General features: G+C 74.8%; 28 protein-coding genes and 4 tRNA genes. 25 read left to right on the top strand and 7 right to left on the bottom strand.

Features of this window, described 5'->3' with window-relative positions:
• Positions 1-53: 53 nt before the first annotated feature.
• Positions 54-1532 (top strand): 30S ribosomal protein S1, encoded by a 1479-nt coding sequence (gene rpsA / locus BM165_RS20900; protein WP_075015450.1) that lies wholly within the window; start codon positions 54-56, stop codon positions 1530-1532.
• 249 nt (positions 1533-1781) lie between these two features.
• Here the strand turns inward: rpsA and BM165_RS20895 are convergent, their stop codons facing one another.
• Complete coding sequence (locus BM165_RS20895) at positions 1782-2054, bottom strand: hypothetical protein (RefSeq protein WP_075015449.1); 273 nt, start codon at positions 2052-2054, stop codon at positions 1782-1784.
• 161 nt (positions 2055-2215) lie between these two features.
• On the opposite strand from BM165_RS20895, the gene coaE reads away from it, so the two are divergent.
• On the top strand, positions 2216-2821 hold the full coding sequence (coaE, locus tag BM165_RS20890; RefSeq protein WP_075015448.1) for a dephospho-CoA kinase: 606 nt from the start codon (positions 2216-2218) through the stop codon (positions 2819-2821).
• A 58-nt stretch (positions 2822-2879) separates the two neighbouring features.
• Here the strand turns inward: coaE and BM165_RS20885 are convergent.
• The 4 genes from BM165_RS20885 to BM165_RS20870 form a co-directional block, all read right to left on the bottom strand.
• Positions 2880-2954 (bottom strand) — tRNA-Val (locus BM165_RS20885).
• 50 nt (positions 2955-3004) lie between these two features.
• A tRNA-Cys gene (locus tag BM165_RS20880) sits at positions 3005-3075 on the bottom strand.
• 43 nt (positions 3076-3118) lie between these two features.
• Positions 3119-3191: transfer RNA gene (locus BM165_RS20875), tRNA-Gly, on the bottom strand.
• A gap of 65 nt (positions 3192-3256) precedes the next feature.
• Entirely contained in the window at positions 3257-3706 is a 450-nt protein-coding gene (locus BM165_RS20870) for an SsgA family sporulation/cell division regulator (RefSeq protein WP_075015447.1), read from the bottom strand.
• A gap of 165 nt (positions 3707-3871) precedes the next feature.
• On the opposite strand from BM165_RS20870, the gene BM165_RS20865 reads away from it, so the two are divergent.
• The 4 genes from BM165_RS20865 (at position 3872) to BM165_RS20850 (ending at position 6031) form a co-directional block, all read left to right on the top strand.
• Positions 3872-4522, top strand: a complete 651-nt coding sequence (locus BM165_RS20865; RefSeq protein ID WP_244274372.1) for a sigma-70 family RNA polymerase sigma factor — start codon at positions 3872-3874, stop codon at positions 4520-4522.
• Positions 4519-5445: an anti-sigma factor domain-containing protein gene (locus BM165_RS20860; protein ID WP_075015445.1), complete on the top strand. Its 927-nt coding sequence runs from the start codon at positions 4519-4521 to the stop codon at positions 5443-5445. The genes BM165_RS20865 and BM165_RS20860 overlap by 4 nt, the downstream gene beginning before the upstream one ends.
• Before the next feature lie 35 nt (positions 5446-5480).
• Positions 5481-5933: a TIGR02611 family protein gene (locus BM165_RS20855; RefSeq protein ID WP_143108261.1), complete on the top strand. Its 453-nt coding sequence runs from the start codon at positions 5481-5483 to the stop codon at positions 5931-5933.
• Positions 5934-5959: 26 nt separating this feature from the next.
• A tRNA-Val gene (locus tag BM165_RS20850) sits at positions 5960-6031 on the top strand.
• Between the two features lie 81 nt (positions 6032-6112).
• Here the strand turns inward: BM165_RS20850 and BM165_RS20845 are convergent.
• Together BM165_RS20845 and BM165_RS20840 are read right to left on the bottom strand one after the other, a co-directional pair.
• Positions 6113-6670, bottom strand: coding sequence for a dihydrofolate reductase family protein (locus BM165_RS20845; RefSeq protein WP_075015444.1), 558 nt, complete (start codon positions 6668-6670; stop codon positions 6113-6115).
• Positions 6671-6842: 172 nt separating this feature from the next.
• A complete protein-coding gene (locus tag BM165_RS20840; protein WP_075015443.1) occupies positions 6843-7385 on the bottom strand; it encodes a dihydrofolate reductase family protein in 543 nt (180 codons plus the stop codon).
• A 123-nt stretch (positions 7386-7508) separates the two neighbouring features.
• Here BM165_RS20840 and BM165_RS20835 point away from each other — a divergent pair, with 123 nt between their 5' ends.
• The 19 genes from BM165_RS20835 to BM165_RS20745 all read left to right on the top strand — a co-directional run bounded on the left by BM165_RS20835 (position 7509) and on the right by BM165_RS20745 (position 26291).
• Positions 7509-7985 (top strand): hypothetical protein, encoded by a 477-nt coding sequence (locus BM165_RS20835; protein WP_075015442.1) that lies wholly within the window; start codon positions 7509-7511, stop codon positions 7983-7985.
• Positions 7986-8036: 51 nt separating this feature from the next.
• Positions 8037-8417 (top strand): HNH endonuclease, encoded by a 381-nt coding sequence (locus BM165_RS20830; RefSeq protein WP_177225268.1) that lies wholly within the window; start codon positions 8037-8039, stop codon positions 8415-8417.
• A 19-nt stretch (positions 8418-8436) separates the two neighbouring features.
• Positions 8437-9012, top strand: a complete 576-nt coding sequence (locus BM165_RS20825) for an MOSC N-terminal beta barrel domain-containing protein (protein WP_143108260.1) — start codon at positions 8437-8439, stop codon at positions 9010-9012.
• Between the two features lie 86 nt (positions 9013-9098).
• A complete protein-coding gene (gene thrS, locus BM165_RS20820; RefSeq protein ID WP_075015440.1) occupies positions 9099-11168 on the top strand; it encodes a threonine--tRNA ligase in 2070 nt (689 codons plus the stop codon).
• Complete coding sequence (locus tag BM165_RS20815) at positions 11165-11743, top strand: HIT family protein (protein WP_177225267.1); 579 nt, start codon at positions 11165-11167, stop codon at positions 11741-11743. The genes thrS and BM165_RS20815 overlap by 4 nt, the downstream gene beginning before the upstream one ends.
• Position 11744: 1 nt before the next feature.
• Complete coding sequence (pgsA, locus tag BM165_RS20810; protein ID WP_075015439.1) at positions 11745-12377, top strand: phosphatidylinositol phosphate synthase; 633 nt, start codon at positions 11745-11747, stop codon at positions 12375-12377.
• Positions 12374-13327: a phosphatidylinositol mannoside acyltransferase gene (locus BM165_RS20805; RefSeq protein ID WP_075015438.1), complete on the top strand. Its 954-nt coding sequence runs from the start codon at positions 12374-12376 to the stop codon at positions 13325-13327. The genes pgsA and BM165_RS20805 overlap by 4 nt, the downstream gene beginning before the upstream one ends.
• Positions 13327-14553: a glycosyltransferase family 4 protein gene (locus tag BM165_RS20800; RefSeq protein ID WP_280140739.1), complete on the top strand. Its 1227-nt coding sequence runs from the start codon at positions 13327-13329 to the stop codon at positions 14551-14553. The genes BM165_RS20805 and BM165_RS20800 overlap by 1 nt, the downstream gene beginning before the upstream one ends.
• Positions 14554-14563: 10 nt before the next feature.
• Positions 14564-15103, top strand: a complete 540-nt coding sequence (locus BM165_RS20795) for a LemA family protein (RefSeq protein ID WP_075015528.1) — start codon at positions 14564-14566, stop codon at positions 15101-15103.
• 21 nt (positions 15104-15124) lie between these two features.
• The gene (locus BM165_RS20790) at positions 15125-16243 is read left to right on the top strand and encodes a heparan-alpha-glucosaminide N-acetyltransferase domain-containing protein (protein WP_075015437.1); all 1119 of its coding nucleotides are present in this window, start codon (positions 15125-15127) and stop codon (positions 16241-16243) included.
• 94 nt (positions 16244-16337) lie between these two features.
• Positions 16338-17090 (top strand): YebC/PmpR family DNA-binding transcriptional regulator, encoded by a 753-nt coding sequence (locus tag BM165_RS20785; RefSeq protein ID WP_075015436.1) that lies wholly within the window; start codon positions 16338-16340, stop codon positions 17088-17090.
• Between the two features lie 95 nt (positions 17091-17185).
• A complete protein-coding gene (gene ruvC, locus BM165_RS20780) occupies positions 17186-17752 on the top strand; it encodes a crossover junction endodeoxyribonuclease RuvC (RefSeq protein ID WP_075015435.1) in 567 nt (188 codons plus the stop codon).
• Positions 17749-18393, top strand: coding sequence for a Holliday junction branch migration protein RuvA (gene ruvA, locus BM165_RS20775; RefSeq protein WP_075015434.1), 645 nt, complete (start codon positions 17749-17751; stop codon positions 18391-18393). Before ruvC ends, ruvA begins: the two co-directional genes overlap by 4 nt.
• The gene (gene ruvB, locus BM165_RS20770; RefSeq protein WP_143108259.1) at positions 18390-19514 is read left to right on the top strand and encodes a Holliday junction branch migration DNA helicase RuvB; all 1125 of its coding nucleotides are present in this window, start codon (positions 18390-18392) and stop codon (positions 19512-19514) included. The genes ruvA and ruvB overlap by 4 nt, the downstream gene beginning before the upstream one ends.
• 172 nt (positions 19515-19686) lie before the next feature.
• Complete coding sequence (gene yajC, locus BM165_RS20765) at positions 19687-20052, top strand: preprotein translocase subunit YajC (protein ID WP_075015433.1); 366 nt, start codon at positions 19687-19689, stop codon at positions 20050-20052.
• Positions 20053-20063: 11 nt separating this feature from the next.
• Complete coding sequence (gene secD / locus BM165_RS20760; RefSeq protein ID WP_075015432.1) at positions 20064-21707, top strand: protein translocase subunit SecD; 1644 nt, start codon at positions 20064-20066, stop codon at positions 21705-21707.
• A complete protein-coding gene (secF, locus tag BM165_RS20755) occupies positions 21704-23107 on the top strand; it encodes a protein translocase subunit SecF (protein ID WP_083427558.1) in 1404 nt (467 codons plus the stop codon). Before secD ends, secF begins: the two co-directional genes overlap by 4 nt.
• Positions 23104-23688, top strand: coding sequence for an adenine phosphoribosyltransferase (locus BM165_RS20750; protein WP_075015431.1), 585 nt, complete (start codon positions 23104-23106; stop codon positions 23686-23688). The genes secF and BM165_RS20750 overlap by 4 nt, the downstream gene beginning before the upstream one ends.
• An 89-nt stretch (positions 23689-23777) precedes the next feature.
• Entirely contained in the window at positions 23778-26291 is a 2514-nt protein-coding gene (locus BM165_RS20745) for a RelA/SpoT family protein (RefSeq protein WP_075015430.1), read from the top strand.
• Positions 26292-26318: the final 27 nt, after the last annotated feature.

Here is a 26318-nt window from a genome sequence, read left to right as displayed (position 1 = left end):
CCGGCCGTGGTACCCCCGTCCCTACGCATCCCCCGTCCGGAGCAACCAACCACATGACCTCCACCCAGGTCCGTCCTTCCAGCACCCCCCAGGTCGCCGTCAACGACATCGGCTCGGCCGAGGACTTCCTCGCGGCGATCGACCAGACGATCAAGTACTTCAACGACGGAGACATCGTCGAAGGCGTCATCGTCAAGGTCGACCGGGACGAGGTGCTGCTGGACATCGGCTACAAGACCGAGGGCGTCATCCCCTCGCGCGAGCTGTCCATCAAGCACGACGTCGACCCCAACGAGGTCGTCAAGGTCGGCGACGAGGTGGAAGCCCTCGTCCTCCAGAAGGAGGACAAGGAGGGCCGCCTGATCCTGTCCAAGAAGCGCGCCCAGTACGAGCGCGCCTGGGGCACGATCGAGGCGAAGAAGGAAGCCGACGAGGTCGTCACCGGCACCGTCATCGAGGTCGTCAAGGGTGGTCTCATCCTCGACATCGGCCTGCGCGGGTTCCTCCCCGCCTCGCTGGTCGAGATGCGCCGCGTGCGCGACCTGCAGCCCTACGTGGGCCGTGAGCTCGAGGCGAAGATCATCGAGCTCGACAAGAACCGCAACAACGTCGTCCTGTCCCGCCGGCAGTGGCTGGAGCAGACGCAGTCCGAGGTCCGCAGCGAGTTCCTCAACAAGCTCGCCCGCGGCCAGGTGCGCACCGGCGTCGTCTCCTCGATCGTCAACTTCGGCGCGTTCGTCGACCTCGGCGGCGTGGACGGCCTCGTGCACGTCTCCGAGCTGTCCTGGAAGCACATCGACCACCCGTCCGAGGTCGTCGAGGTGGGCCAGGAGGTCACCGTCGAGGTCCTCGACGTCGACCTCGACCGCGAGCGGGTCTCCCTGTCGCTGAAGGCGACGCAGGAGGACCCGTGGCGCCAGTTCGCCCGCACGCACCAGATCGGGCAGGTCGTGCCCGGCAAGGTCACCAAGCTGGTGCCCTTCGGTGCGTTCGTCCGGGTCGACGAGGGCATCGAGGGCCTGGTCCACATCTCCGAGCTGGCCGAGCGCCACGTGGAGATCCCGGAGCAGGTCGTGCAGGTCGGCGACGAGATCCTGGTCAAGGTCATCGACATCGACCTGGACCGCCGCCGCATCTCGCTGTCGCTCAAGCAGGCCAACGAGGGCGTCATCGGCGACGAGGAGCAGTTCGACCCCGCCGCCTACGGCATGGCCGCCTCGTACGACGAGCAGGGCAACTACATCTATCCCGAGGGCTTCGACCCGGAGACCGGCGAGTGGCTCGAGGGCTACGACGAGGCCCGCGAGACCTGGGAGCGGCAGTACGCCGAGGCCCAGGCCCGCTTCGAGGCGCACCGCAAGCAGATCGCCGCGGCCCGCGAGGCCGACGCCGAGGCCGCTGCCGGGGGGAACTACTCCTCCGGCGGTGACGTGGCCCCGGCGGGCGACACCGTCGTCGGCGGTGGCGGCGGCACGCTGGCCAGCGACGAGGCGCTCGCCGCGCTGCGGGCCAAGCTCGCCGGCGGGGAGTGAGCCGCTGACCGGCTGACGGTCTGATCGACGACGGAGGCCCAGGACCCGCGAGGTCCTGGGCCTCCGTCGCCTTCCCGGACTGCTGCGCTCGGGAGGGTCGGGCGGACCAGGAGGGCCGGGGTGGGGGTCGCCCGCCCGGCATCCCCGTCCGGGCGGACGACCGTTCCGAGGCCCCACCCAGCGGGTGGAGCCGGTCGTGGACCTCCTGCAGCCCGCCGCGGACGGGTCAGCGGTGGGGGCAGGAGTCCGTCAGAGGCTCAGGATGATCGCGAACGCCGAGCGCGGGCGCCCACCGGCGGCGGCCAGCGCCTGCCAGGTGTGGCGGCCGGCCGGGGCGGCGTCGAGCAGCCAGCGCACGAACGCGGCGCGACGCGAGGTCCGCGTCGCCGTCCCGGTGGCGGCGAGCCGCTCGCGCACGGCCGGCAGGTCGGTGACCCGGATGCCGCCGGCGCGCTCCACCCGGTGGCGACCGGGGGTGCGGGAGCCGGAGACGATCGCGGCAGCGGTGCGGGTCTGCGACATCGTGGTGGTGCCTGCCTCTCTCGGCTGCGTCCCCCTCCGTGGGTGACCGCCGGGGCGGACGTTATGAGGAGTGACGCGTGTGACTGGTGCGACGCGCCGGGATCCGCGGGCGGGTGTTACCCGTCCGTGACCGCCATCGGGTCGGTCGTTACGGTCCGAACGTGCTGCGCATCGGGTTGACCGGCGGGATCGGGTCGGGGAAGAGCACCGTGGCGGCGCTGCTGGCCGCGCGCGGGGCGGTGGTCGTCGACGCCGACCGCATCGCGCGCGAGGTCGTCGAACCCGGCACGCCGGGCCTGGCCGCCGTCGTCGGGGCCTTCGGGCCGGGGGTGCTGACACCCGACGGCGCGCTCGACCGGGCCGCGCTGGCCTCGATCGTCTTCGCCGACCAGGAGGCGCGGGCCCGGCTCGACGGCATCGTGCACCCGCTGGTGCGGGCGCGCGCGGAGGAGGTCGTCGCCGGGGCGCCGCCGGACGCCGTCGTCGTCCAGGACGTGCCGCTGCTGGTGGAGACCGGGCAGGCCGGTCGCTACGACCTCGTGCTGGTGGTCGAGGCCGACCTGGAGACCCGGCTGGCGCGTCTGGTGCTGCGCGGGCTCACCGAGGACGACGCCCGTGCGCGGATCGCCGCGCAGGCCACCGACGAGCAGCGGCGGGCGGTCGCCGACGTCGTCCTGGACAACAGCGGCACCCCGGACGCCCTGGCCGCCCAGGTCGAGCGCCTCTGGGCCGAGCGGGTGGTGCCGGCGGTGGGGGAGCGGGGCTGAGGGCCGGCCGTCCCGGGGACGACGAGAGCCCCGGGCCGTGGCCCGGGGCTCCGCGTGCTGGTGGGCGATACTGGGTTCGAACCAGTGACCTCTACCGTGTCAAGGTAGCGCTCTACCACTGAGCCAATCGCCCGAGTCCGGTGCTGTGACCGGCCCGCTCCACCGCGCTGCTGCGAGGAGGCGAGGTGGAGACGGGATTTGAACCCGTGTAGACGGCTTTGCAGGCCGTTGCCTCGCCTCTCGGCCACTCCACCGCACACACGAGCGCCGGTCTCGCGACCAGCGCTCGAGGTCCCGAGCGGACGACGGGATTCGAACCCGCGACCCTCACCTTGGCAAGGTGATGCTCTACCAACTGAGCCACGTCCGCGTTGCTGTCCTGCACGGAGAACCATACCCGACCCCCGGAGGGGGTTTCACGGGGGGTCCCGACGTTCAGCTCGTCCCGGGGTCGGTGCCGCCGCCGGACAACAGGACGGCGAGCTCCTCGTCGACGTCGAGCGCCGCGGTCTCCTGCCCGGGGGGTACCAGGGCCTCCGTCTGCTGCAGGAAGGCGGCCACCGTCGCGCGCGACAGTTCGAAGAGGGCCTCGCCCGAGGGTGCGCGCAGGTGCAGGTACAGGACGTCCCCGCTGGTGCGCGCCGGCCACAGCCGCACGTCACCCTCGCCGGCGGGGCGCTCCAGCCCGGCCGCCAGCAGCTCGCGGGCCAGCAGCCACGTGATGCCGTCGTCGACGGGCTCGCCGGGCTCCCCGAACCCGATCCGGACCGCGAACGGGTCGCTCGCCTCGTACGACAGGACCGCGGGCACCTCGGTCCAGGAGCCGGGGCCCACCAGGTACAGCGTCGTCGGGACGGAGTACCCGGGGGAGGAGCGGTGTGCCATGTCGCCACGATCCATGACAGGTAGAACGACCGGCGAGGCGGGATGTTGCGCCGAGCGCTCCCCGGGCGTGTCGTCCGGAAGAGTGAGGGACCGGTGACACGAGCGGTGGACCCGTGCGGCGTGCTGAACCGAGGTGGCTGTCTGGCGCGAACGTGACGTGTGACGATGGGAGCCGTGACGCGTCCGGCACGCCGACCGGAGGGCGATCCCGGTGATGCCGACCTCGTGCTGCGCGTGCGTGCGGGGGACAGGGGCGCTGTCGACGACCTCTACGACCGGTTCCGCAGGCCCGCGTTCGCCTTGGCCCGTCGCATCCTCGCCGACGACACGCTCGCCGAGGACGTCGTCCAGGACGTGTTCCTCACGGTGTGGCGCGACCCGCACGCCTACGACCGCGCCCGCGGCAGCTTCTCGTCCTGGCTGATGGCGATGGTGCACCACAAGGCCGTCGACGCCGTCCGCCGCGAGGAGGCGCACCGCCGCCGGCAGACCCGCGCCGAGGACGACCTGGTGCTCAGCGCCCCCACGGACGCCCGCGACGTCGAGGACGAGGTGTGGAGCCGGGTGGTGTCCGACCGGGTGCGGCTGGCCCTCGGGACGCTGCCCCACGCGCAGCGCGAGGCGCTCACGCTGGCCTACTACGGCGGCTACACGCAGCGGGAGGTCGCGGCGCTGACGCGTGCACCGCTGGGCACGGTCAAGACCCGCATGCTCGCCGGCATGCGCCGGCTCAAGGTGGAGCTGGGCGCGGTCGCCGGCGCCTCGGCCGGCGGGGCGCTCAGCGACTCCACGGCGGTCGACGGGGGTGCCCGGTGACCTCGCGGCACGACGACCACGAGACCTTCGACGAGCTCGCCGTCGGCTGGGCGCTGCACGCGCTCGAGCCCGAGGACGAGACCCTCTTCGCCCCCCACCTGGCCGCCTGCCCGCGGTGCACGCGCACGGTCGCCGAGACCGCCGAGGTCATGGCCGCGCTGGCCGGTGACCTGCCGCCGGCCGAGCCCTCCGAGGGGCTGCGCGACCGGCTGCGCGAGGCCGTCGAGCGCACCGAGCAGCTGCCGCCCCCGGCGCCCGTCACCGGGCCCGACCCCGGTGGGCCCGACGACGTGGCCCTCCCGCCGCTCGCCGGCCCTCCGGGCGGCCGCCGGCGCGGCGACGTCCCCGGCGCCGGGTCGACCGCGGCCGGCCGTGGCGCCACCGGCTTCCCGGGCTACGTCCCGCCGGCCGTCGAGGCCGGCACCGGCGGGCCGACGGTGTGGCGGCGGGTGCTGCCCAACGCGCTCGTGGCGGCCGCGGTCGCGGCGATCCTGGCGCTGGGGACGTGGAACGTCGTCCTCGGGTCGGCGCGGGACGAGGCGCAGGCGGTGGCGGCCGAGCAGGCCGAGGTCCTCGACTCGCTGCTGCAGCCGGGCCGGGCGACCATCGCGCCCCTGTCGGACGACGGCCGGTCGGTGGCCACGGTGGTCGCCCGCGACGGCCGGTTGGACGTCGTCACCCACGGGCTGGGGGTCAACGACCTGTCCGACAGCACGTACGTGGTGTGGGGGGTGGCGGAGGACGGTCCGGTGGCGCTCGGCGAGTTCGACGTCGTCGTCTCCCCACGGACGGACGTCCGGACCATAGGCTCCGCGGCGACCGGTCTCGACGACTACGACGCCTACGCGGTCAGCATCGAGCCCGGTCGTGAGGCTCCGGCGGAACCGTCGGACGTGGTGGCGAACGGGCAGGTGACGAGCTGAGCGAACAGGACACGGTGCCACCCCTCCCGCAGGAGGTGGCGGCACCACCGACCGCGCGCGAGCGGCGGGAACGCACTCCGGGCGAGGGGCACCGCAGCCTGCGCGAGCGGGTCGCCGAGGCGCGCTGGCGCAGACGGCTGGCCGCCCGCCGCCCCCTCGACCACGCCTACCGGATCGTCGTCGGCATCGTCGGCGGGCTGATCGTCGCCGTCGGGCTGGCGACCATCCCGCTGCCGGGCCCGGGCTGGCTCACCGTCATCGCCGGCCTCGTCGTGCTCGCCACGGAGTTCCGGTGGGCAGAGCAGTTGCTGGACTACACCAAGCGCAACGTCAAGGCCTGGACCGACTGGCTGGGCCGGCAGCCGGTGTGGGTGCGGCTCGGCATCGGAGCGCTCACCGCCGCGTTCGTCTACGGCGTCGTGGTCGTCGTGCTGCACCTGATGGGCGTGCCCGACTGGGTGCCGGGGTGGGTGCCGCTCTGGCGCTGACCGTCTGGCATCATGGACGGCGCAGCGGGCGATTGGCTCAGTGGTAGAGCGCTTCGTTCACACCGAAGAGGTCACTGGTTCGAACCCAGTATCGCCCACCGGCACGAGGGGCCAGGTGAACCCGGGGACGGGGAAGCCTGGCCCCTCGTCGTCTCGCCGGGACGACCGGCCGGTGTGGCTCAGCGGGTCCGGTAGCGCGTGTAGAGCAGTCCGCTGCCGAAGGCGCGCTCCTCGACCAGCTCGAGGTCGAGGCGCACGCCGTCGGGGAAGAACCGCTTGCCGCCGCCGACCACGCTCGTCGTGGTGAAGAGGTGGTACTCGTCCACCAGGCCGGCCGCGATCGCCTGGGCGGCGAGGGTCGGGCCGTCGACGCTGAGATCGTGGTCGGACTCGGCCTTGAGCCGGCGGACGGCGTCCGGGTCGAAGGTCCGCTCGAGCCGGGTCCTCGCGCTCGACACCGACTCCAGCGTCGTGGAGTAGACGACCTTGTCGGCGGCCTGCCAGTCACGCGCGTACTGCACGATGTGCGGCGGCGCGTCGGGCAGGGCGTGCGCGGTCTCCCAGAAGACCATCGTCTCGTACATGCGTCGGCCGTAGAGGTACGTGCCGAGGTGGCGGAAGGTGTCGCCGATGAAGGTGTGCACCTCCGGGTCCTCGGCGCCGGAGCCGAGGTCGCCCTCGGCCGCCTCGGCGTAGCCGTCGAGCGAGGTGATCATCGAGTAGACGAGCTTGGCCATGCGTCTCCTCCGGTACGAGCGCGTCGGTCCCCCGGTGGTCCCGGGAGCTGTGACCGGCGCGGCACCGGGAACTGATCGGCCGGCCCTCGGGGCGCACCGGTCCTGACCGGCACCGCCCCACCCGGGGAGGCCGGGCTCCGACGGGGAGCCCGGCCCTCCCGCCTTCCCCGGCTCAGGCGGGGCCGTAGGTCAGGTGCGCCACCCCGTTGCTCAGCGCCTCGACGCCGAGCAGGGACAGCTTCTGCGCCGTGCCCTCGGGGAACAGGCGGATGCCCTCGCCGACGGAGAGCGGGTAGACGTAGAGGTGCAGCTCGTCGACCAGGCCGTCGGCGACCAGCGCCCGCACGAGCGTGGCGCTGCCGCTGACGTAGAGGTCACGGTCGGCCTTGAGCTCGCGGATCCGCTCGGTGTCGTAGCCGCCGACGGTGGTCGAGTTGCGCCACACCGACTCGGCGTCGGTGAGCGTGGAGGAGACGACGTACTTCGTCGTGTCGTTGAAGAACGGCGCGCCCTCGTCGTCCTCGGCGGTCCGGGTGGACCAGGCCGGGGCGAACATCTCGAAGGTGGTGCGGCCGAGCAGGATGCCGCCGGCCGGGGCGGTGATGCCGCCGATCGAGGCGGCGAGGTCGTCGGGGAAGCCGTAGTCGACGGTCCACATCGGCGCGTCGACGACCCCGTCGACGGTGGTGAACTCGTGCACCCGGATGACGCCCATGTCGTGCTCCTCACTGCGTGTCCGGCCGTCGTCGCAGCCGGGTGGGTCGGTGTCGTGCGGGGAGACCCTCACCCACGGCGGAACTCATCGGTACCGGACGCGCCGTCCTGCCACGATCCACCGGTGACCGACGACGACCCCGGGCCCCTGCCGGCGCCGCTGCCGGCCCCGCCCTGGCCGGCCCCCGACCTGCACACCCTGCGAGCGGTCGTCGAGCTCGACCTCGCCCTCGACACGGACGTGCGGGTCGACGAGGCGCACGCCGTCGTGTCCGACCTCGCCGACCGGGCCTTCGGGACCGGCTGGCAGGCCGCCTACGGCGCGGCGCTGGAGGCCGAGGGGGTCACCGACCCGCGTCGGGTGCTCGACCACGACCACGTCGCGGAGGGGGTCCTCGCCCGGCTGCACGAGTGGATGCGCGAGGACGAGGCGGCGCCGGACCCGCCGGGGGCCGAGTTCGTCTGGTCGGCCTACCCGCCCGGCGTCAGCCCCGGCCGCGAGCGGTTCCGCCGCGCCGTCCGCCGCCGCCGCAGGAGCGCGGTCGTGGCCGCGGTGCACCCCCGCCGCCCGCGGGTCGCCGGACGCCGTCGTCGCGGCTGAGTGTCCGATCCCTCACGGCGCGCGCCGCCGCCCGGGCGCACCATGGGGGAGATGGCACTGGACAGGGCCGCCCGCCTGGACGCGGCCGTGGAGCGGGACGGCCCCACCTGCATCTGGTGCGGGCGGGTGCTGACCGGGCAGGTCACGCCGACGACCGAGCACGTGGTGCCCCGGGTCAAGGGCGGCCCGTCGTGGCTGGAGAACGAGGTGGCCGCCTGCGGGCGGTGCAACGGCGAGCGCGGGCACACCGCCCCGGTCGAGTGGCTGGAGGAGTGCCTGCGCCGCGGCTGGCCGGCCGACGAGGCCCGGCTGGCGCGCGTGCTCGCCGAGCTCGAGGGCGCGATCGCCGTCCGCGGCGGGCAGCGCAGGGCCCGGCCCTACCTCGACGCCCAGCTGCGCCGGCTGCGCCGCCGCGGCCGGGCCGCCGCCTGAGCGGTCTAGCGTGACCCGGGTGGGTCCGGTCACGGTCGTGGGCATCTCCGTCTACCCCGTGCGGGGGTGCGCCGGGACGCCGCTGGAGCGGGCCGACGTCGGCGCCGGCGGGCTGGTCGGAGACCGCGCGTACGCCGTCGTCGACCTCTCCGGCCGGGTGCTGCGTGGCAAGGACACCCCCGCGCTGGCCGGCGTCACGCCCACCGGGCACCCCGACCTCGACGCCGCCGCCGTCACCGCCGCGGTGGGGACGCCGGTGCGGCTGGAGCCCCTCACCGGCCGCCCCGACGGCGCGGCCGCGGTGCACCTGGTGTCGCGGCAGGCGCTGGAGCGGGCGGCGTCGGGCGTCGTCCCGGCCGGGTGCGGCACCGAGGACCCCCGCGCCAACCTCGTCCTCGACCTCCCGGCCGACGACTCCGGTGACCTGGAGCGGGCCTGGGTGGGCCGGCGGCTCCGGCTGGGGCCGGTGGTGCTGGAGGTCACCCGCCTGCCGAGGCACTGCCTGGGCGTGTACGCCGAGGTGGCGCAGCCGGGCACGGTCGGGGTCGGCGATGCGGTGCAGATCCTCGACGGAGGGGCCGAGCCGACCGGGTGAGGCCCGCGGCGGTCGATACGCTGGCCTGCGCGACGCCCGTCTCCGCGGGCGCCGCCGGAACCGTCCAGCGACCCCCAGGAGCCCCCGTGTCCGCCGCGCCACCCCCTGCCGACACCGCCCCGATCCGGGTGCCGGCCGGGACGACGGCCGGGCAGGCGCTCAAGGAGGCCGGGGTGGCGCTGAAGGGCCCTGACGGCGCCGTCGTCGTCCGCGACACCGCCACCGGCGAGCTGCGCGACCTGGCCTGGGTCCCCGACGCCGACGCCGACGTGGAGCCGGTGGTCGCCGCCAGCCCCGAGGGCCGCGCCGTGATCCGGCACTCGACCGCGCACGTGCTCGCCCAGGCCGTGCAGGACCTCTTCCCGGGCACCCGCCTGGGCATCGGTCCGCCGGTCGACAACGGCTTCTACTACGACTTCGACCCCGAGAAGCCCTTCACCCCCGAGGACCTGCAGGCGCTGGAGAAGCGCATGCAGCAGATCGTCCGGGCCGGGCAGCGCTTCTCCCGGCGGGAGATCAGCGACGACGACGCCCGCGCCGAGCTCGCGCACGAGCCGTACAAGCTCGAGCTCATCGGCCTCAAGGGCGGCGCCGACGGCGGTGCCGGGGCCGCGGAGGGCGCCGACGTCGAGGTCGGCGGCGCGCAGCTGACCATGTACGACAACCTCGACGCGCGCACCGGCGAGCGCGTGTGGACCGACCTGTGCCGCGGCCCGCACCTGCCGCGCACCTCGGGCATCCCCGCGTTCAGCCTGACCCGCTCCGCGGCGGCCTACTGGCGCGGCAGCGAGAAGAACCCGCAGCTGCAGCGGGTCTACGGCACCGCGTGGGAGAGCCGCGAGGCGCACAAGGGGTACCTCGAGCAGCTGGCCGAGGCCGAGCGCCGCGACCACCGCCGCCTGGGCGCCGAGCTGGACCTGTTCAGCTTCCCGGACGAGATCGGCTCCGGCCTGGCGGTGTTCCACCCGAAGGGCGGCGTCGTCCGGCGGGAGCTGGAGGCCTACAGCCGGCGGCGGCACGAGGAGGGCGGGTACTCCTTCGTCAACACCCCGCACATCACCAAGGCCCGGCTGTTCGAGGTCTCCGGCCACCTCGACTGGTACGCCGAGGGCATGTACCCGCCCATGCAGCTCGACGAGGAGCGCGACGCCGACGGCGTGGTGCGCCGGCAGGGGCAGGACTACTACCTCAAGCCGATGAACTGCCCGATGCACAACCTGGTCTTCGGGGCCCGCGGCCGCTCCTACCGCGAGCTGCCGCTGCGGCTGTTCGAGTTCGGCACCGTCTACCGCTACGAGAAGTCCGGCGTCATCCACGGCCTGACCCGCGCCCGCGGCTTCACCCAGGACGACGCGCACATCTACTGCACCCCCGAGCAGATGCCCGGCGAGCTGCGCGGCCTGCTCGACTTCGTGCTCGGCCTGCTCGCCGACTACGGCCTGTCGGACTTCTACCTGGAGCTGTCCACCCGCAACCCGGAGAAGTCGGTCGGCACCGACGAGGGCTGGGAGGCAGCCACCGAGGCGCTGCGGCAGGCGGCGCTCGACTCCGGCCTGGAGCTGGTGCCCGACCCGGGCGGCGCGGCGTTCTACGGCCCGAAGATCTCCGTGCAGGCCCGCGACGCGATCGGCCGCTCGTGGCAGATGTCGACCATCCAGGTCGACTTCAACCTGCCCGAGCGCTTCGGCCTGGAGTACACCGCCGCCGACGGCAGCCGCCAGCGGCCGGTCATGCTCCACCGCGCGCTGTTCGGCTCGATGGAGCGCTTCTTCGCCGTCCTCACCGAGCACTACGCCGGCGCGTTCCCCGCGTGGCTCGCCCCGGTGCAGGTCGTCGGCGTCCCGGTCACCGACGACCAGGTCGGCTACCTCGACGACGTCGCGCTGCGGCTGCGGGCCCGCGGCATCCGGGTCGAGGTCGACGACTCCGACGACCGGATGCAGAAGAAGATCCGCAACGCCAGCAAGCAGAAGGTGCCCTTCGTGCTCATCGCCGGCGCCACCGACGCCGAGGCCGGCGCGGTCTCCTTCCGCTACCGCGACGGCAGCCAGCGCAACGGCGTGCCGGTGCAGGAGGCCGTCGACGCCGTCGCCGCGTGGGTGGCCGGGCGGCACAACGCCGACCCGACGGCCGACACGCCGCTGGAGAGGCCGTGACCGTCGGCCCGGACGGCTTCTCCGTCCCCGTCTCCAGCGACGACGGCGGCCCGGCCACCGTCTTCGAGCACCTGTGGACGCCCTACCGGATGGCCTACATCCGCGGGTCGGGCAAGCCCACCGGCGAGCACGACTGCCCGTTCTGCCTCATCCCGGCCATGCCGGACGAGGAGGGGCTGGTCGTCGCGCGCGGGGAGACGGTGTTCGCCGTCCTCAACCTCTACCCGTACAACGCCGGGCACCTGATGGTGGTCCCGTACCGCCACGTGCCCGACTACACCGACCTCACCGACGCCGAGGTCGCCGAGCTGGGCGCGTTCACCCAGACGGCGATGCGGGTGGTGCGGCAGGTGACCGGCGCGCACGGGTTCAACATCGGCATGAACCAGGGGTCGGTCGCCGGCGCCGGCATCGCCGACCACCTGCACCAGCACGCGGTGCCGCGGTGGGGTGGCGACACCAACTTCATGCCGGTGATCGGCCTGACCCGGGTGCTGCCGCAGGTGCTCGCCGAGACCCGCGCGCTGCTCGCGCAGCACTGGCCGGGCGCCGCGGCGCCGGTCCCGGGGGGCTGACGTGCTCGGCTCGGGCGCCCGCGCCGCCGTCGGCCGGTTCTGGGCACCGGTGGTCACCCGGCTGGCCCGCGCCGGGGTGACCGCCGACATGGTCACCGTCACCGGCACGCTCGGCGCCATGGCCGGCGCGGTGCTGCTCATCGCCCGCGGCGAGCTGTTCTGGGGCGCCGCCACCGTCACGGTCTTCGTGCTGCTCGACATGCTCGACGGCGCGCTGGCCCGGGCCCGCGGCGGCGGGTCGGCGTTCGGCGCGGTGCTCGACTCCACCTGCGACCGGGCCGTCGACGCGGCCGTGTTCAGCGCGCTGGTGTGGTGGTACACCGGCGCCGGCGAGAACCGGCTGCTCGCGCTGCTGGCCCTGGTCGGGCTCACCCTCGGCGTGCTGACCAGCTACATCAAGGCCCGCGCCGAGGGCGTCGGCATCCCGTGCGACGTCGGGCTGGTCGAGCGCACCGAGCGGCTGATCCTGGTGCTCACCGGCACCGGCCTCACCGGGCTCGGCATCCCGTACGCCGTCGACGTCGGGCTGTGGCTGCTGGTCGCCGGCGGTGCGATCACGGTCGGGCAGCGCGTGGTCGCCGTCCACCGCGGCGCGCAGGGCAGGCCCCTGTCGACGTCGGCCCCGGCGCCGTGACCGACCTGCGCGCCCGGGTCCCGTCGCCGGCCGGCGCCCGCGCCCGCCTGGTCGACCTGGGCTACGCGGCCGGCTGGCAGGCCGTGCAGCGGCTGCCCGAGCCGGTCGCCCGCGGCGCCTTCGACGCCGGGGGCCGGCTGGCCGCGGGCCGCGAGGGCCGCGGCGTGCGCCAGTTGCGGGCCAACCTGCGGGTCGCCACCGGTGGCCGGCTGCCCGAGGACGAGCTCGGCGACCTCACCACCCGGGCGCTGCGCTCCTACGCCCGCTACTGGCAGGAGGCCTTCCGCCTGCCGCGGCTGCCGGCCGCACGCATCGTGGGCGGCACCGTGCACTCCGGCCTCGAGCACCTGGAGCGGGCTCGGGACGCCGGCCGCGGCGTCGTGATCGCCCTGCCGCACAGCGGCAACTGGGACGCCGCCGGGGTGTGGCTGGTCGACTGGCTGGGCGGGCCGTTCACGACCGTCGCCGAGCGGCTGCAGCCGGAGTCGCTCTACCGGCGGTTCCTGGAGTACCGGGAGTCCCTCGGCATCCGGGTGCTCCCGCTGACCGGGGGAGCGCGGCCCACCTCGGCCGTGCTGCGCGAGGAGCTGTCGGCCGGTGGCTTCACCTGCCTGCTCGTCGACCGTGACCTCGGGCCCGGCGGGGTCGCCGTCGACTTCTTCTCCCGGCCGACCACCATGCCCGCCGGGCCCGCGCTGCTGGCCGCGCAGACCGGGGCCGCGCTGCACCCGGCGGTGTGCCGCTTCACCGACCGCGGGTGGGAGTTCGCCGTGCGGCCGGAGGTGCGGGTCGACGGGCCGGGACGGCTGCGCGACCGGGTCGCCGCGGGCATGCAGGGCGTCGCCGACGCCTTCACCGCCGACCTCGCCGTCCGCCCCGAGGACTGGCACGTGCTCGGCCGCATCTGGGCCGACGTGCCGCCGGACCCGCCGGCGGGGGAGCGCCACTGATGCGCGGGCACCTGCGGATCGGCCTGGTCTGCCCGTACCGCTGGGACGTCCCCGGCGGTGTCCAGTACCACGTGCGCGACCTCGCCGAGACGCTCCGCGGGCTCGGCCACCACGTCGAGGTGCTCACCCCGGCCGAGCACGAGGAGTCGCTCACCGACCCCTGGCTCACCTACGCCGGCCGGACCGTCCCGGTCCCCTACAACGGCTCGATGGCCAGCATGCAGTTCGGGCCGGTGTCGGCGTCGCGCGTGCGCCGGTGGCTGCGGGACGGGCACTTCGACGTCGTCCACGTGCACGACCCGGCCTCGCCGTCGATCGGCCTGCTGGTCTGCATGATCGCGGAGGGCCCGATCGTGGCGACCTTCCACGCGGCCACCACGCGGTCGAAGTGGCTCGCCGCCGTGGGGCCGGTGGCCCGCCCGTGGCTGGAGCGCATCAGCGGCCGGATCGCCGTGTCGGACTTCGCGCGCCGGGTGCAGGTCGAGCACCTGGGCGGGGACGCGGTGATCATCCCCAACGGGGTGCACGTGGCCGCCTTCGCCCAGGGCCCGACCCTCCCGGGCGCCGCGCGGGGTGTCGACGGCCCGACCGTCGGCTTCCTCGGCCGCTACGACGAGCCGCGCAAGGGGCTGCCGGTGCTGCTGGAGGCGATGCGGACCGTCGTCCGCCGCCACCCGGGGGCGCGGCTGCTGGTCGCCGGCCGCGGCGACCCCGACGCGCTGCGCGAGGCGGTGGGCGACGACCTGCGGTCGTCGGTGGCGCTGCTCGGTGAGCTGTCGGAGTCCGACAAGGGCGCCTTCCTGCGCTCGGTCGACGTCTACTGCGCACCCAACCTGCTCGGCGAGAGCTTCGGCGTCGTGCTCATCGAGGCCATGGCCGCCGGAGCACCGATCGTCGCCAGCGACCTCGACGCCTTCGCGCGGGTGCTCGAGGACGGCGACGCGGGGGTGCTGGTCCGCCGTGGGGACAGCCGGGCGCTGGCCCGTGCGCTGTCGGACCTGCTCGCCGACCCCGCGCGCCGGGCGGCGCTGTCGGCGGCCGGGCGGGAGGCGGCGGCCGCCTACGACTGGCAGGTCGTGGCCCGCCGGGTGCTCGCCGTCTACGAGACCGTCGTGGCGCCGGGCGCGGGCCACGTGACCGTCGTCGACGGGGACGTGGCGGGCGCCACCGGTGCCGAGGACCACGGCAGGGTGTTACCGGCCCTGCTGAGGCGCGTCCGCCGCTAGCGTGGGTGCCGTGACGCCCGATGTCTGGTTGGTCCTCGTCGCCGGGGCGGTCCTGCTCCTGCTGGCGTGGGCGGCCTGGACGGCCACCCGGCTGCGCCGCCTGGAGGACCGGGCGGCGCGCGCCTGGGCGGTGCTCGACGGCCGGCTGCACCAGCGCGCCACGCTCGTCGCCGACCTGGCCGCCGACCACGCCACCGCGCTCGGCGAGGACCGCGCCGTCCGCCTCAAGACCGCCGCGCACGACGCCCGCGACCCCCTGACCGGGGACCGCGAGCTGGCCGAGAACGTCCTCGGCCGCGAGCTGCGGGCCCTGCCCGGCGAGGTCCCCGGCGTCCCGCCGGGAGTGCTCGCCGCGCTGGGCGAGGCCGACGAGCGGATCGCGCTGGCCCGGCGGTTCTACAACGACGCCGTGCGCGACACCTGCCTGCTCCGCCAGGGCCGGCTGCCGCGGCTGCTGCGGCTGCACGCCGACCGCCCGCTGCCGCGGTTCTTCGACGTCGAGGACGGCCTGGACGTCGTCCTCGCCGGCGCCGGGACCGCCCGCGGCTGAGCGCCGGGTGAGGAGGCCGGCGTGACCGCGCAGCGCGAGGACGTCGCGGGCACCGCCGCACCCGCGCCGGTCGCGGCGGCCGGCGGGGGACGACGGATCGGCGGCCTCGACGTCGCCCGCGGCCTCGCCGTGCTCGGGATGTTCGGCGCCCACCTGGGCGACACCGGCGAGCTGGGCTGGGACCCCAGCACCTGGCGGGCGCTCGTCGACGGCCGCTCGTCGATCCTGTTCGCCACCCTGGCCGGTGTCTCCATCGCCCTGCTGTCGGGCGGCCGCACCCGCCTCGACGGGCGTGAGCTCGCCCGGGCCCGCACCCGCGTGCTCGTCCGTGCCGCCTGGGTGTTCGCCATCGGCGGGGTGCTGGAGCTGCTGGACACCTTCGTGGCGATCATCCTGGGCGTCTACGCGGTGCTGTTCGTCCTCGCGGTGCCGTTCCTGCGCTGGTCCCCGGCGCGGCTGCTGCTCGCCGCGGGTGTCGTCGTCCTGGCCGGGCCGCCGCTGACCGTCGCCGTCGGGCGGTACGCCACCGAGCGGGGCGAGGAGGACAACGCCTTCGCCTTCCTGCTGTTCACCGGGTACTACCCGGCGGCGGTCTGGGTGGCGTTCGTGCTGGTCGGGCTCGCGGTCGGCCGGCTGGACCTCGGGGCCGCACGGGTGCGCGCGGGGCTGGTCGTCGGCGGGGCCGCGGCTGCGGTGCTGGGTCACCTCGGCGGCCTGCTCAGCACCCGGGGACTGGCGCCGGGGCAGCGGCTCGAGGGGATCGAGACCGCCTTCGACGCGACCGGCGGGTGGGACCCGGCCTGGTTCGCCGGCGCGCAGCCGCACAGCAGCACGCCGTTCGAGGTGGTCGGCTCCGGCGGCGTCGCGGTCGCCGTCACCGGGGTGTGCCTGGTGCTCGCCGACCTGCTGCCGCGCCTGACGTACCCACTGGCCGCGGTGGGCGCCCTGGCGCTGTCGGTCTACACCGCCCAGATCGTCGCCATCCACGTGGTCGACGCCGGGTACGGCGCGGACTGGGGTCTGTGGGCGCGCTTCACGGTCACGGCCGTGCTGCTGGCCACGGTGTGGCGGCTGCGGCTGGGCCGGGGCCCGCTGGAGCGGCTGCTGACCTGGAGCTCGCGGCGGGCGGCCGGGCCCTGATCCGGCGGCCGGGACGGGCCCCGGCCCGCCGCCGGTAGGATCGACCGGTGCGCCCGGGCGCCAGTGCCGGGCGCCCGGACGAGGGAGGACAGCCGTGAGCGGCCATTCCAAGTGGGCGACGACCAAGCACAAGAAGGCCGCCATCGACGCCAAGCGCGGCAAGCTGTTCGCCAAGCTGATCAAGAACGTCGAGGTCGCGGCGCGGACCGGCGGCGGTGACCCGGCCGGCAACCCCACGCTCTACGACGCCATCCAGAAGGCGAAGAAGTCCTCGGTCCCCAACGACAACATCGACCGCGCGGTCAAACGCGGCTCCGGTGCCGAGGCCGGCGGCGTCGAGTACCTGACGATCACCTACGAGGGCTACGCGGCCGGCGGGGTCGCCGTGCTCATCGAGTGCCTGACCGACAACAAGAACCGGTCGGCCTCCGAGGTGCGCACCGCCATGACCCGCAACGGCGGCTCCATGGCCGACCCGGGCTCGGTGTCCTACCTGTTCACCCGCAAGGGCGTCATCGTGGTGCCGCAGGCCGACGGCGTCGACGAGGACACCGTCCTCATGGCCGTCCTCGACGCCGGCGCCGAGGAGGTCCGCGACCTCGGGGACACCTTCGAGGTGGTGTGCGAGCCCACCGACCTGGTGGCGGTGCGCACCGCGCTGCAGGACGCCGGCATCGACTACGACTCGGCCGAGGCCGGGTTCGTGCCCAGCGTCACCGTCGAGCTCGACGAGGAGGGCGCGGGCAAGGTGTTCCGCCTCATCGACGCCCTCGAGGACTGCGACGACGTGCAGAACGTCTACGCGAACTACGACGTCCCGGACGAGGTCCTGGCCAACGTCGGTTAGGGCCCGCGTGTCGCGCCGGAGCGTCGCTCCGGGCGGTTAGCCTCGGTCGAACACCAGTTCGGTCAGCGGGAGGCACGTCCTTGGGGGGCAGAGCCATGCGGGTGCTCGGCATCGACCCGGGCCTGACCCGGTGCGGGTGGGGCGTGGTCGACGGCCGCCCGGGCGCCCGGCCGGCGGCCGTCGGGGTGGGCGTGATCCGCAGCTCCGCCGATCTCGACCTGGAGCTGCGGCTGCTGGAGCTGCACACCCAGGTGACGGCGCTGCTGCGCGAGCACCGGCCCGACGTCGTGGCGATCGAGCGGGTGTTCACCCAGAACAACAAGGGCACCGCCACCGGCACCGCGCAGGCCGCGGGCGTGGCGGCGCTGGCCGCCGCGCAGGCCGACCGGCCGGTCGCCTGGCACACCCCGAGCGAGGTCAAGGCGGCCATCTCCGGCAACGGCCGCGCGGACAAGGAGCAGGTCACCCTGATGGTCACCCGGGTGCTCGGCCTCGCGGCCGCCCCCAAGCCGGCCGACGCCGCCGACGCGCTGGCGCTGGCCGTCTGCCACGTCTGGCGCGGCCCGGCGCAGCAGCGGCTGCGGACGGCGGCGATCGCCGGCGGCATCGGCGCGCCGGTCGTGCAGCGGACGCTGCCGCGCTGGCAGGGGGTGTCGCGGTGATCGCCTCGGTCAGCGGCCGCGTGGCCGCCGTCTCGCCCGACGGCGCGGTGGTGGAGGTCGGCGGCATCGGCCTGGCCGTGCAGTGCACGCCCGGCACCATCGCCCGCCTCTCCGTGGGGGGGGACGCGCGGCTGGCCACCAGCCTCGTCGTCCGCGAGGACTCCCTCACCCTCTACGGCTTCGCCGACGACGACGAGCGGCAGCTGTTCGAGCTGCTGCAGACCGCCAACGGCGTCGGGCCGCGGCTGGCGCAGGCGGTGCTGGCCATCCACCCGCCGCGCGAGGTACGGCGCGCGGTCTCGCTCGCCGATGTCAAGGCGCTCATGCAGGTCCCCGGGATCGGCAAGAAGGGCGCCGAGCGGCTGATCCTCGAGCTGCGCGACCGCCTCGGCTCGACCACCACCGACACCCAGCTCGACGGCCCGGCCGCCGCGGCCCCGGGTGCCGGGCCGCTCACCCCGGTGGCGCCGTGGCGCGACCAGCTGTCCGCGGCGCTGGTCAGCCTCGGCTGGTCCAGCCGCGAGGCCGACACCGCCATCGCCGCCCTCGCGCCGGTCGCCGACGAGCAGCTCACCGCCACCGGGCGGGTCGACGTCGCCTCGCTGCTGCGCCAGGCGCTGCAGCTGCTCGGCCGGTCATGAGCGCGCCGTTCGACCGGTCGCTGACCGGGGACGTGGAGTCCGGCATCGCGCGCGACTTCGCCGTCTCGCCGCAGGCCGGTGACGAGGAGCGGGTCGTCGAGTCGGCGCTGCGGCCGCACTCGCTGCACGACTTCATCGGCCAGCCCAAGGTCGCCCGCCAGCTCGCCCTGGTGCTCGAGGGCGCGAAGCGCCGGGGCCGCCCGCCGGACCACGTGCTGCTGTCCGGCCCGCCCGGGCTGGGCAAGACCAGCCTCGCGCTGATCATCGGCTCCGAGCTGGGCACCGCGGTGAAGATCACCAGCGGCCCGGCGATCGAGCGCTCCGGCGACCTCGCCGCGATGCTGTCCAACCTCGGTTCCGGCGACGTGCTCTTCATCGACGAGATCCACCGCATCGCCCGGCCGGCCGAGGAACTCCTCTACATGGCGATGGAGGACTTCCGGGTCGACGTCGTCGTCGGCAAGGGCCCCGGCGCCACCGCCATCCCGCTGGAGATCAACCCGTTCACCCTCGTCGGCGCGACGACGCGAGCGGGGTTGCTCACCGGACCGCTGCGCGACCGGTTCGGCTTCGTCGGTCAGATGGAGTTCTACGAGCCCACCGAGTTGCAGCGGGTGCTGGCCCGCAGCGCCGACCTGCTCGGCGTCGAGCTCACCGACGACGGCTCGGCCGAGATCGCCGGCCGCTCGCGCGGCACGCCGCGCATCGCCAACCGGCTGCTGCGCCGCGTGCGCGACTACGCCGAGGTGGAGGCCGACGGGCGGGTCACCCGCGCCGTCGCCCGGGCCGCGCTGGCGCTCTACGACGTCGACGAGCTCGGCCTCGACCGGCTCGACCGCGCGGTGCTCGAGGCGCTGGTCGCCCGCTTCAACGGCGGTCCGGTGGGGGTCAGCACCCTCGCCGTGGCGGTGGGGGAGGAGCCGCACACCGTCGAGGAGGTCTGCGAGCCGTTCCTCGTGCGGGCCGGGCTGCTGGCGCGCACCCCCCGCGGGCGGGTGGCCACCGAGGCCGCCTGGCGGCACCTCGGCCGGCCGGTGCCGCGCGGTGGCGTCCCCCTCGGAGGTGTCACCGCCGCCCCGCGTGACCCGGGGTCGTCGTCGGAACCGCTGTTCGACGCCTAGACTCATCGGCGCTGGCGCGCAAGTCGGTCCCTCGCCGGGCCGGTCGGGTCCCCGGCTCCGCGACCCGTGTCGCTGGAGGCCGGTCCCGCGCGCCACGGCCGAGTACCCGAGCGGTCCCGACCCGGACCGCACCGACCGCGTGCACGTGGCGCGGTAGAGAGGTCCCCCCGTCGTGGAACTGTTCCCCCTGCTCCTGCTCGCGCTGGTGTTCGTGGTCCTGATCGTGCTGCCGGCCCGGGCCCGCAAGCGCCAGCAGAACCAGACCCAGTCGGCGCTGGCGATCGGCGTCCCGGTCACCATGGCCGGCGGCGTGTACGCGACCGTGGCCGGCCTCGACGACCCGGACACGATCCAGGTCGAGATCGCCCCGGGCGTCGTCGTCACCTACGCGCGGCAGGCGGTCATCCAGGTGCGCCAGCCGGCCGGGCAGGTGCCCGGTCCGGTCGTTCCCGGCGAGACGGTGGTCGACCCGGCGGCGGGCGAGACGCCGGCCCGGGACGACCGCCCCGGGGACGGCACCTCCGGCAAGACCCTCTGACAGGACGCCCCGTGGCCAACCGTGCCCTGCCCGCCAGCCGCTACTTCGGCGCGCTGGCCCTGATCATGGCCCTCATGTACGGCTTGATCTTCCTCACCGGCACCGACCGCACCCCCCAGCTCGGCCTCGACCTGCGCGGCGGCACGACGGTGACCCTGATCGCCCGTACCCCCGACGGGCAGCCGCCGGCGCCGGAGGACCTCGAGCTGGCCCGCCAGATCATCGAGCAGCGGGTCAACGGCATCGGTGTGGCCGAGGCCGAGGTGGTCACCGAGGGCGAGTCGAACATCGTCATCTCGGTCCCCGGCGACGACGGCGACCAGGCCCGCGAGCTGGGCCAGACCGCGCAGCTGCGCTTCCGCCCCGTCGTCACCGGCCCCGAGCCGGCGGTCGTCGTCGAGGAGTCGCCGGAGTCCGCGGCTCCCGGCGACGCCGCCACCCCGACCGACGCCGCCACCCCGACCGACGCCGCCAGCCCCTCCGCGACGACGAGCGACGGCGCCGTCAGCGACCCCGCGCTCGACCCCGACCGGCCCGCGGTGACGCAGGAGGAGGCAGCGGCGCAGTACGCGACGCTGACCTGCGACCCCGAGGACAACGACGGCGACGTGGCCCGGTCCGAGGACTTCGTGGCCGCCTGCAGCGAGGACGGCACGACCAAGTACCTGCTCGGCCCGACCATCATCGAGGGCACCGAGATCGCCGACGCCAGCGCCGGCACCGATCAGACCACCGGCGCGTGGGTCGTGCTGCTGGACTTCCGGTCCGAGGGCCGGGCCACCTGGGCGGACTACACCGCGAGCAACGTCGGCAACAACGTCGCGTTCACCCTCGACGGCCGCGTCGTCTCCGCGCCCACCATCCAGGGCGCCATCAACGGCCAGACGACCATCACCGGCGACTTCGACCAGGAGAGCGCCGAGGAGCTGGCCAACCAGCTGCGCTACGGCGCGCTGCCGCTGACCTTCGAGCAGGCCACCGCGCAGTCGATCTCCACCGAGCTCGGCGCCGAGCAGCTCCGGGCGGGCCTCATCGCCGGCGCGATCGGCATCGCGCTGGTCTTCGTCTACGCGCTGGTCTACTACCGGCTGCTCGGCCTGGTGATGATCGCCAGCCTGATCCTGTCGGCGGTGGTCGTCTACGCGAGCCTGGTGCTGCTCGGCCGCGAGATCGGGTTCACGCTGAGCCTCGCCGGCATCGCCGGGTTCATCGTGGCCATCGGCATCACCGCCGACTCCTTCGTCGTCTACTTCGAGCGCCTCAAGGACGAGATCCGCGAGGGCCGCACCCTGCGGTCGGCGGTGCCGCGGGCCTGGGTGCGCGCCCGGCGCACCATCCTGTCGGCCGACGCGGTGAGCTTCCTCGCCGCGGCGATCCTCTACTGGCTCGCCATCGGCGACGTGAAGGGCTTCGCGTTCACCCTCGGCCTGTCCACGGTGCTCGACCTCGTCGTCGTCTTCCTCTTCACCCACCCGCTGATGGCGGTGCTGGCCCGCTTCCGCGCCTTCGGTCAGAGCCGGTTCTCCGGTCTCGGCCAGGTCGACCGCACGCGCCGGTCCGCCGCCCCCGTGGTCGCCGCCGACCGCCAGCTGGTCGGCGCCGGCAGCGGTGCCGGCCGGGGTCCGCGCGCGTCCCAGGACAGGAGTCAGGCATGAGCCGCCAGGACGAGACCGGAGACGTCGGCGAGGCGGTGCAGGAGCGCGAGGTGCCGGTGGGCACCGAGGCCGACGAGGCCCGCGCGGCCGGGGCCGACGCCGTCGAGGACGCCGCGGCCGCCGCCGACGACGACGCGCTCGCCGACGCCGGCCTGCCCGCCGAGGGCCGCGGTGGCAGCGGGCCGTCGTCCCAGCGCGGGTCGCTGGCGCACCGGCTCTACAACGGCGAGGCCGGCCTCGACGTCGTCGGCCGCAGCCGGCTGATCTACAAGGTCACCGCCGTGGTGCTGCTCGTCTGCATCGCCTCGATGGTCTTCCGCGGCTTCAACTTCGGCATCGACTTCGCCGGCGGCAACAGCTTCCGGGTGCCGGGCGAGACCGCGCAGCTGGAGCAGGTCCGCGCCGCCGCCACCGACGCCGGCGCGGACGTCGCCTCCGCGCAGGTGGTCGGCGGCGACACGATCCTGCTGCGCACCGGCGCGCTCGACAACGACGGCGAGCGCGCGGTCGTCGACGCGGTCGCCGGCGCCGCGGGCGTCACCCCGGAGCAGGTGAGTCCGCAGGCGGTCAGCGCCGAGTGGGGCCAGGACATCACCGACCAGGCGCTGCTGGCGCTGGCGGTGTTCCTCGTCGCCGTCATCGCGTTCCTGGCGATCCGGTTCCAGCCGAAGATGGCGGTCGGGGCGATCGTGGCGCTGCTGCACGACCTCGTGGTCACCGCCGGGGTCTACTCCCTCATCGGGTTCGAGGTGACGCCGTCGACGGTCATCGGCCTGCTCACCATCCTCGGGTTCTCCCTGTACGACACCGTCGTCGTCTTCGACAAGGTCGACGAGAACACCCGGGGCCTGTCGGGCACCGCGCGCATGACCTGGGGCGAGGCGGCCAACCTGGCGGTCAACCAGACCCTCATGCGCTCGATCAACACCTCGGTCATCGCGCTGCTGCCGGTGGCCGGCCTGCTCTTCGTCGGCGCCGGGCTGCTCGGCGTCGGCACGCTCAAGGACCTCGCGCTGGTGCTCTTCGTCGGCCTGGCCGCCGGTGCCTACTCGTCGATCTTCCTGGCCACGCCGATCGTCGCCGACCTCAAGGAGCGCGAGCCCGAGCAGGTCGCCCTGCGCCGGCGGGTGCTCGCCCGCCGCTCGGCGGCCGCCCGCCAGGGTGCCCGCGTGGCCGCCGGCCCGGTCGCCAGTGCCCGCCGTACCCGCAGTCCGGCCCGCGGCGGGGGAGTGGCGCTGGCCGAGCGGGACGTCGACGCGCTCGGCCCCGCGCCGGCCGACGTCGTCGTCGAGTCGCCCGCGTCGGTCGGCCCCGGCCCGCGCGGCGCGACGGTGGCCCCGCGTCCCGGCCAGCGTCCGCAGCGGCCCGGCCAGCGCGGCGGGACCAAGAAGCGACGGTGACCGCCGCCGTCCCGCTCGACGAGCTGATCTCGGGGCTCACCGTCGACGTGCCCGACTTCCCGACGCCCGGGGTGCTCTTCCGCGACCTGACGCCGGTCTTCGCCGACGGCCCGGCCTTCCGCCGGGTGGTCGAGGGCCTGGCCGCGCCGGTGCGGGAGGACCCCCGGGCGGCGGTCACACACACCGACGACGGGGCGGCCGGCGACCCCGGCTTCGACGTCGTCGTGGGGGTGGAGGCGCGCGGCTTCCTGCTCGCCGCCGCGGTGGCACTGCACGCCGGCGTGGGCGTGGTGCCGGTGCGCAAGGCGGGCAAGCTGCCGCGGGAGCGCGTCGCCGCCGACTACGCCCTCGAGTACGGCACCGCCAGCATCGAGATGCACACCGACTCCCTGCACGCCGGCCAGCGAGTGCTGCTCGTCGACGACGTGCTGGCCACCGGGGGCACGCTCGCGGCGGCGGTGGCGCTGGTCGAGGAGCTCGGCGCCGTCGTCACCGCGGTGTGCGTGGTGGTCGAGCTCAGCGCGCTGGGCGGCCGGGAGCGGCTGGTCCCGCACGAGGTGCGCGCGCTGTGGACGACGTGAGGGTGACCTCCTGCCCCGCCGAGGCCGTTCCGTGACCGGTCGCCGCTAGCATGGACAGGGTCCTCCCTCCTCGTCCCGCAGGAGTCCCCGTGGCCCCCGACGCGCCCGCCGCCCGCGTGGTCGGCGCGCGTCCCGGGGAGGCCGCCGCCCCCGCCCCCGCCCGGCACGAGCCGGACCCGCAGGGTGCGGCCGGATCCCCGGACGGGCCGCCGCAGGACGGGAGTCTGCAGGACGGGAGCCCGCAGGGCCCGCGCCCGCCGCTGCCCAGCCGCCCGCTGGTTCGCCGGCCCGACGACGTCGGCTCCGAGCCGCCCGAGGAGGGGGGCGCGGCACCCCGCCCGCGCCGGGTGCGCGACCGGTTGGCCCGCCGCATCGTCACCGGCCAGCGCAGCGAGGTCCGCCCCGTCCTCGAGCCGCTGGCCGCGCTGCACCGGCAGAGCCACCCGAAGGCCGACCTGGCGCTGCTGCAGCGGGCCTACGACGTCGCCGAGGCCGCGCACGCCACCCAGAAGCGCAAGAGCGGCGACCCCTACATCACCCACCCGCTGGCCGTGGCCACCGTCCTGGCCGGGCTCGGGATGGACACCACCACGCTGGTGGCCGCGCTGCTGCACGACACCGTCGAGGACACCGGCAAGACGCTGGAGGCGATCAGCGCCGACTTCGGCCCCGAGGTCGCCCACCTCGTCGACGGCGTCACGAAGATCGACAAGGTGAAGTTCGGCGACGCCGCCCAGGCCGAGACGATCCGCAAGATGATCGTGGCGATGGCCCGTGACCCGCGGGTGCTGGTCATCAAGCTCGCCGACCGCCTCCACAACATGCGCACGCTGCGCTTCCTCCCGCCGGAGAAGCAGGAGAAGAAGGCGCGCGAGACGCTGGAGATCCTCGCCCCACTGGCCCACCGCCTGGGCATGAACACCATCAAGTGGGAGCTGGAGGACCTCGCGTTCGCCACGCTGTACCCCAAGCGCTACGACGAGATCGTCCGGCTGGTCGCCGAGCGCGCGCCCTCGCGCGACACCTACCTGGCGGAGGTGACCACCTCGGTCACCGACCAGCTCAAGGCGGCCAAGATCGAGGCGGTCGTCACCGGCCGGCCCAAGCACTACTACTCGATCTACCAGAAGATGATCGTCCGCGGCCGGGACTTCACCGACATCTGGGACCTCGTCGGCATCCGGATCCTGGTCGACACCGTCCGCGACTGCTACGCCGCGCTGGGCATCATGCACGCGCACTGGCAGCCGGTGCCCGGGCGGTTCAAGGACTTCGTCGCGATGCCGAAGTTCAACATGTACCAGTCGCTGCACACGACGGTCATCGGCCCGCACGGCAAGCCCGTCGAGCTGCAGATCCGCACGCACGACATGCACCGCACCGCCGAGTACGGCATCGCCGCGCACTGGAAGTACAAGGAGAAGGCGCGCACCGGCGGGCGGCCCGGCCCGGGCGAGTTCGGCGCCAGCAAGGTCGGCACCCCCGACGACATGCTGTGGCTGCGCCAGCTCCTGGACTGGCAGCGCGAGGCCCAGGAGCCCGGCGAGTTCCTCGAGACCCTGCGCTACGACCTCGGTCCGCAGGAGGTCTTCGTCTTCACGCCCAAGGGCGACGTCGTCAGCCTGCCCGGCGGGGCGACGCCGGTCGACTTCGCCTACGCGGTGCACACCGAGGTCGGGCACCGCTGCATCGGCGCGCGGGTCAACGGGACGCTGGTCAGCCTGGACAGCACGCTGTCCAACGGCGACGTCGTGGAGATCTTCACCTCCCGCTCGCCCACGGCCGGCCCGTCGAAGGACTGGCTCGGGTTCGTCGGCTCATCCCGCGCCCGCACCAAGATCCGGCAGTGGTTCACCAAGGAGCGGCGCGACGACGCCGTCGAGGCCGGCAAGGAGGCCCTCACCCGGGCCATGCGCAAGGCGGGGCTGCCGCTGCAGCGGCTGCTCGGCGGCGACGCCCTGGGCACCCTCGCCAAGGACCTCCGCTACGCCGACGTCACGGCGCTCTACGCCGCGGTGGGGGAGCACCAGCTCTCCGCGGCCTCGGTGGTCGACAAGCTGATCACCGCGCTCGGCGGCACCGAGGGCGCGGTCGAGGACATCGCCGAGACCACGATCCCCACCCGGCGGCCGGTGCACCGGCGGACCGCCCGCGGCGACCCGGGCATCGTCGTGCACGGCATGAGCGACGTGTGGGCCAAGCTCGCCAAGTGCTGCACCCCGGTGCCCGGCGACGACGTGCTCGGGTTCGTCACCCGCGGCGGCGGGGTCAGCGTCCACCGCACCGACTGCACCAACGCCGTCGACCTGCGCCGCAAGAGCGAGCGGCTGGTGGAGGTCGAGTGGGCCAGCCAGCCCGGCTCGGTGTTCCTCGTGGCCATCCAGGTCGAGGCGCTCGACCGGCACCGCCTGCTCTCCGACGTCACCAAGGCGCTGGCCGACGAGCGGGTCAACATCCTCTCGGCGTCGGTGCAGACCAGCCGCGACCGGGTGGCGGTCAGCCGGTTCACCTTCGAGCTGGCCGACCCGGCGCACCTCGGCGCGGTGCTGCAGACCGTGCGCAACGTCGACGGCGTCTTCGACGTCGAGCGCGTCACCGCCTAGCCGGAGGACCACCCCTCAGGGGGCCGG

The organism is Geodermatophilus obscurus, assembly GCF_900115395.1.
Lineage (GTDB): Bacteria > Actinomycetota > Actinomycetes > Mycobacteriales > Geodermatophilaceae > Geodermatophilus > Geodermatophilus obscurus_B.
Note: the sequence above shows the minus strand (reverse complement) of the source record. Positions and strands in the feature narration are given on the sequence as shown.

Coding starts and splice junctions, on each gene's coding strand:
- secF (WP_083427558.1), top strand. CDS start 21,704: ATGAGCCGCCAGGACGAGACCGGAGACGTCGGCGAGGCGGTGCAGGAG.
- BM165_RS20895 (WP_075015449.1), bottom strand. CDS start 2,054: ATGTCGCAGACCCGCACCGCTGCCGCGATCGTCTCCGGCTCCCGCACC.
- BM165_RS20800 (WP_280140739.1), top strand. CDS start 13,327: ATGCGCGGGCACCTGCGGATCGGCCTGGTCTGCCCGTACCGCTGGGAC.
- rpsA (WP_075015450.1), top strand. CDS start 54: ATGACCTCCACCCAGGTCCGTCCTTCCAGCACCCCCCAGGTCGCCGTC.
- ruvC (WP_075015435.1), top strand. CDS start 17,186: ATGCGGGTGCTCGGCATCGACCCGGGCCTGACCCGGTGCGGGTGGGGC.
- ruvB (WP_143108259.1), top strand. CDS start 18,390: ATGAGCGCGCCGTTCGACCGGTCGCTGACCGGGGACGTGGAGTCCGGC.
- BM165_RS20830 (WP_177225268.1), top strand. CDS start 8,037: ATGGCACTGGACAGGGCCGCCCGCCTGGACGCGGCCGTGGAGCGGGAC.
- BM165_RS20845 (WP_075015444.1), bottom strand. CDS start 6,670: ATGGCCAAGCTCGTCTACTCGATGATCACCTCGCTCGACGGCTACGCC.
- BM165_RS20865 (WP_244274372.1), top strand. CDS start 3,872: ATGGGAGCCGTGACGCGTCCGGCACGCCGACCGGAGGGCGATCCCGGT.
- BM165_RS20870 (WP_075015447.1), bottom strand. CDS start 3,706: ATGGCACACCGCTCCTCCCCCGGGTACTCCGTCCCGACGACGCTGTAC.
- BM165_RS20840 (WP_075015443.1), bottom strand. CDS start 7,385: ATGGGCGTCATCCGGGTGCACGAGTTCACCACCGTCGACGGGGTCGTC.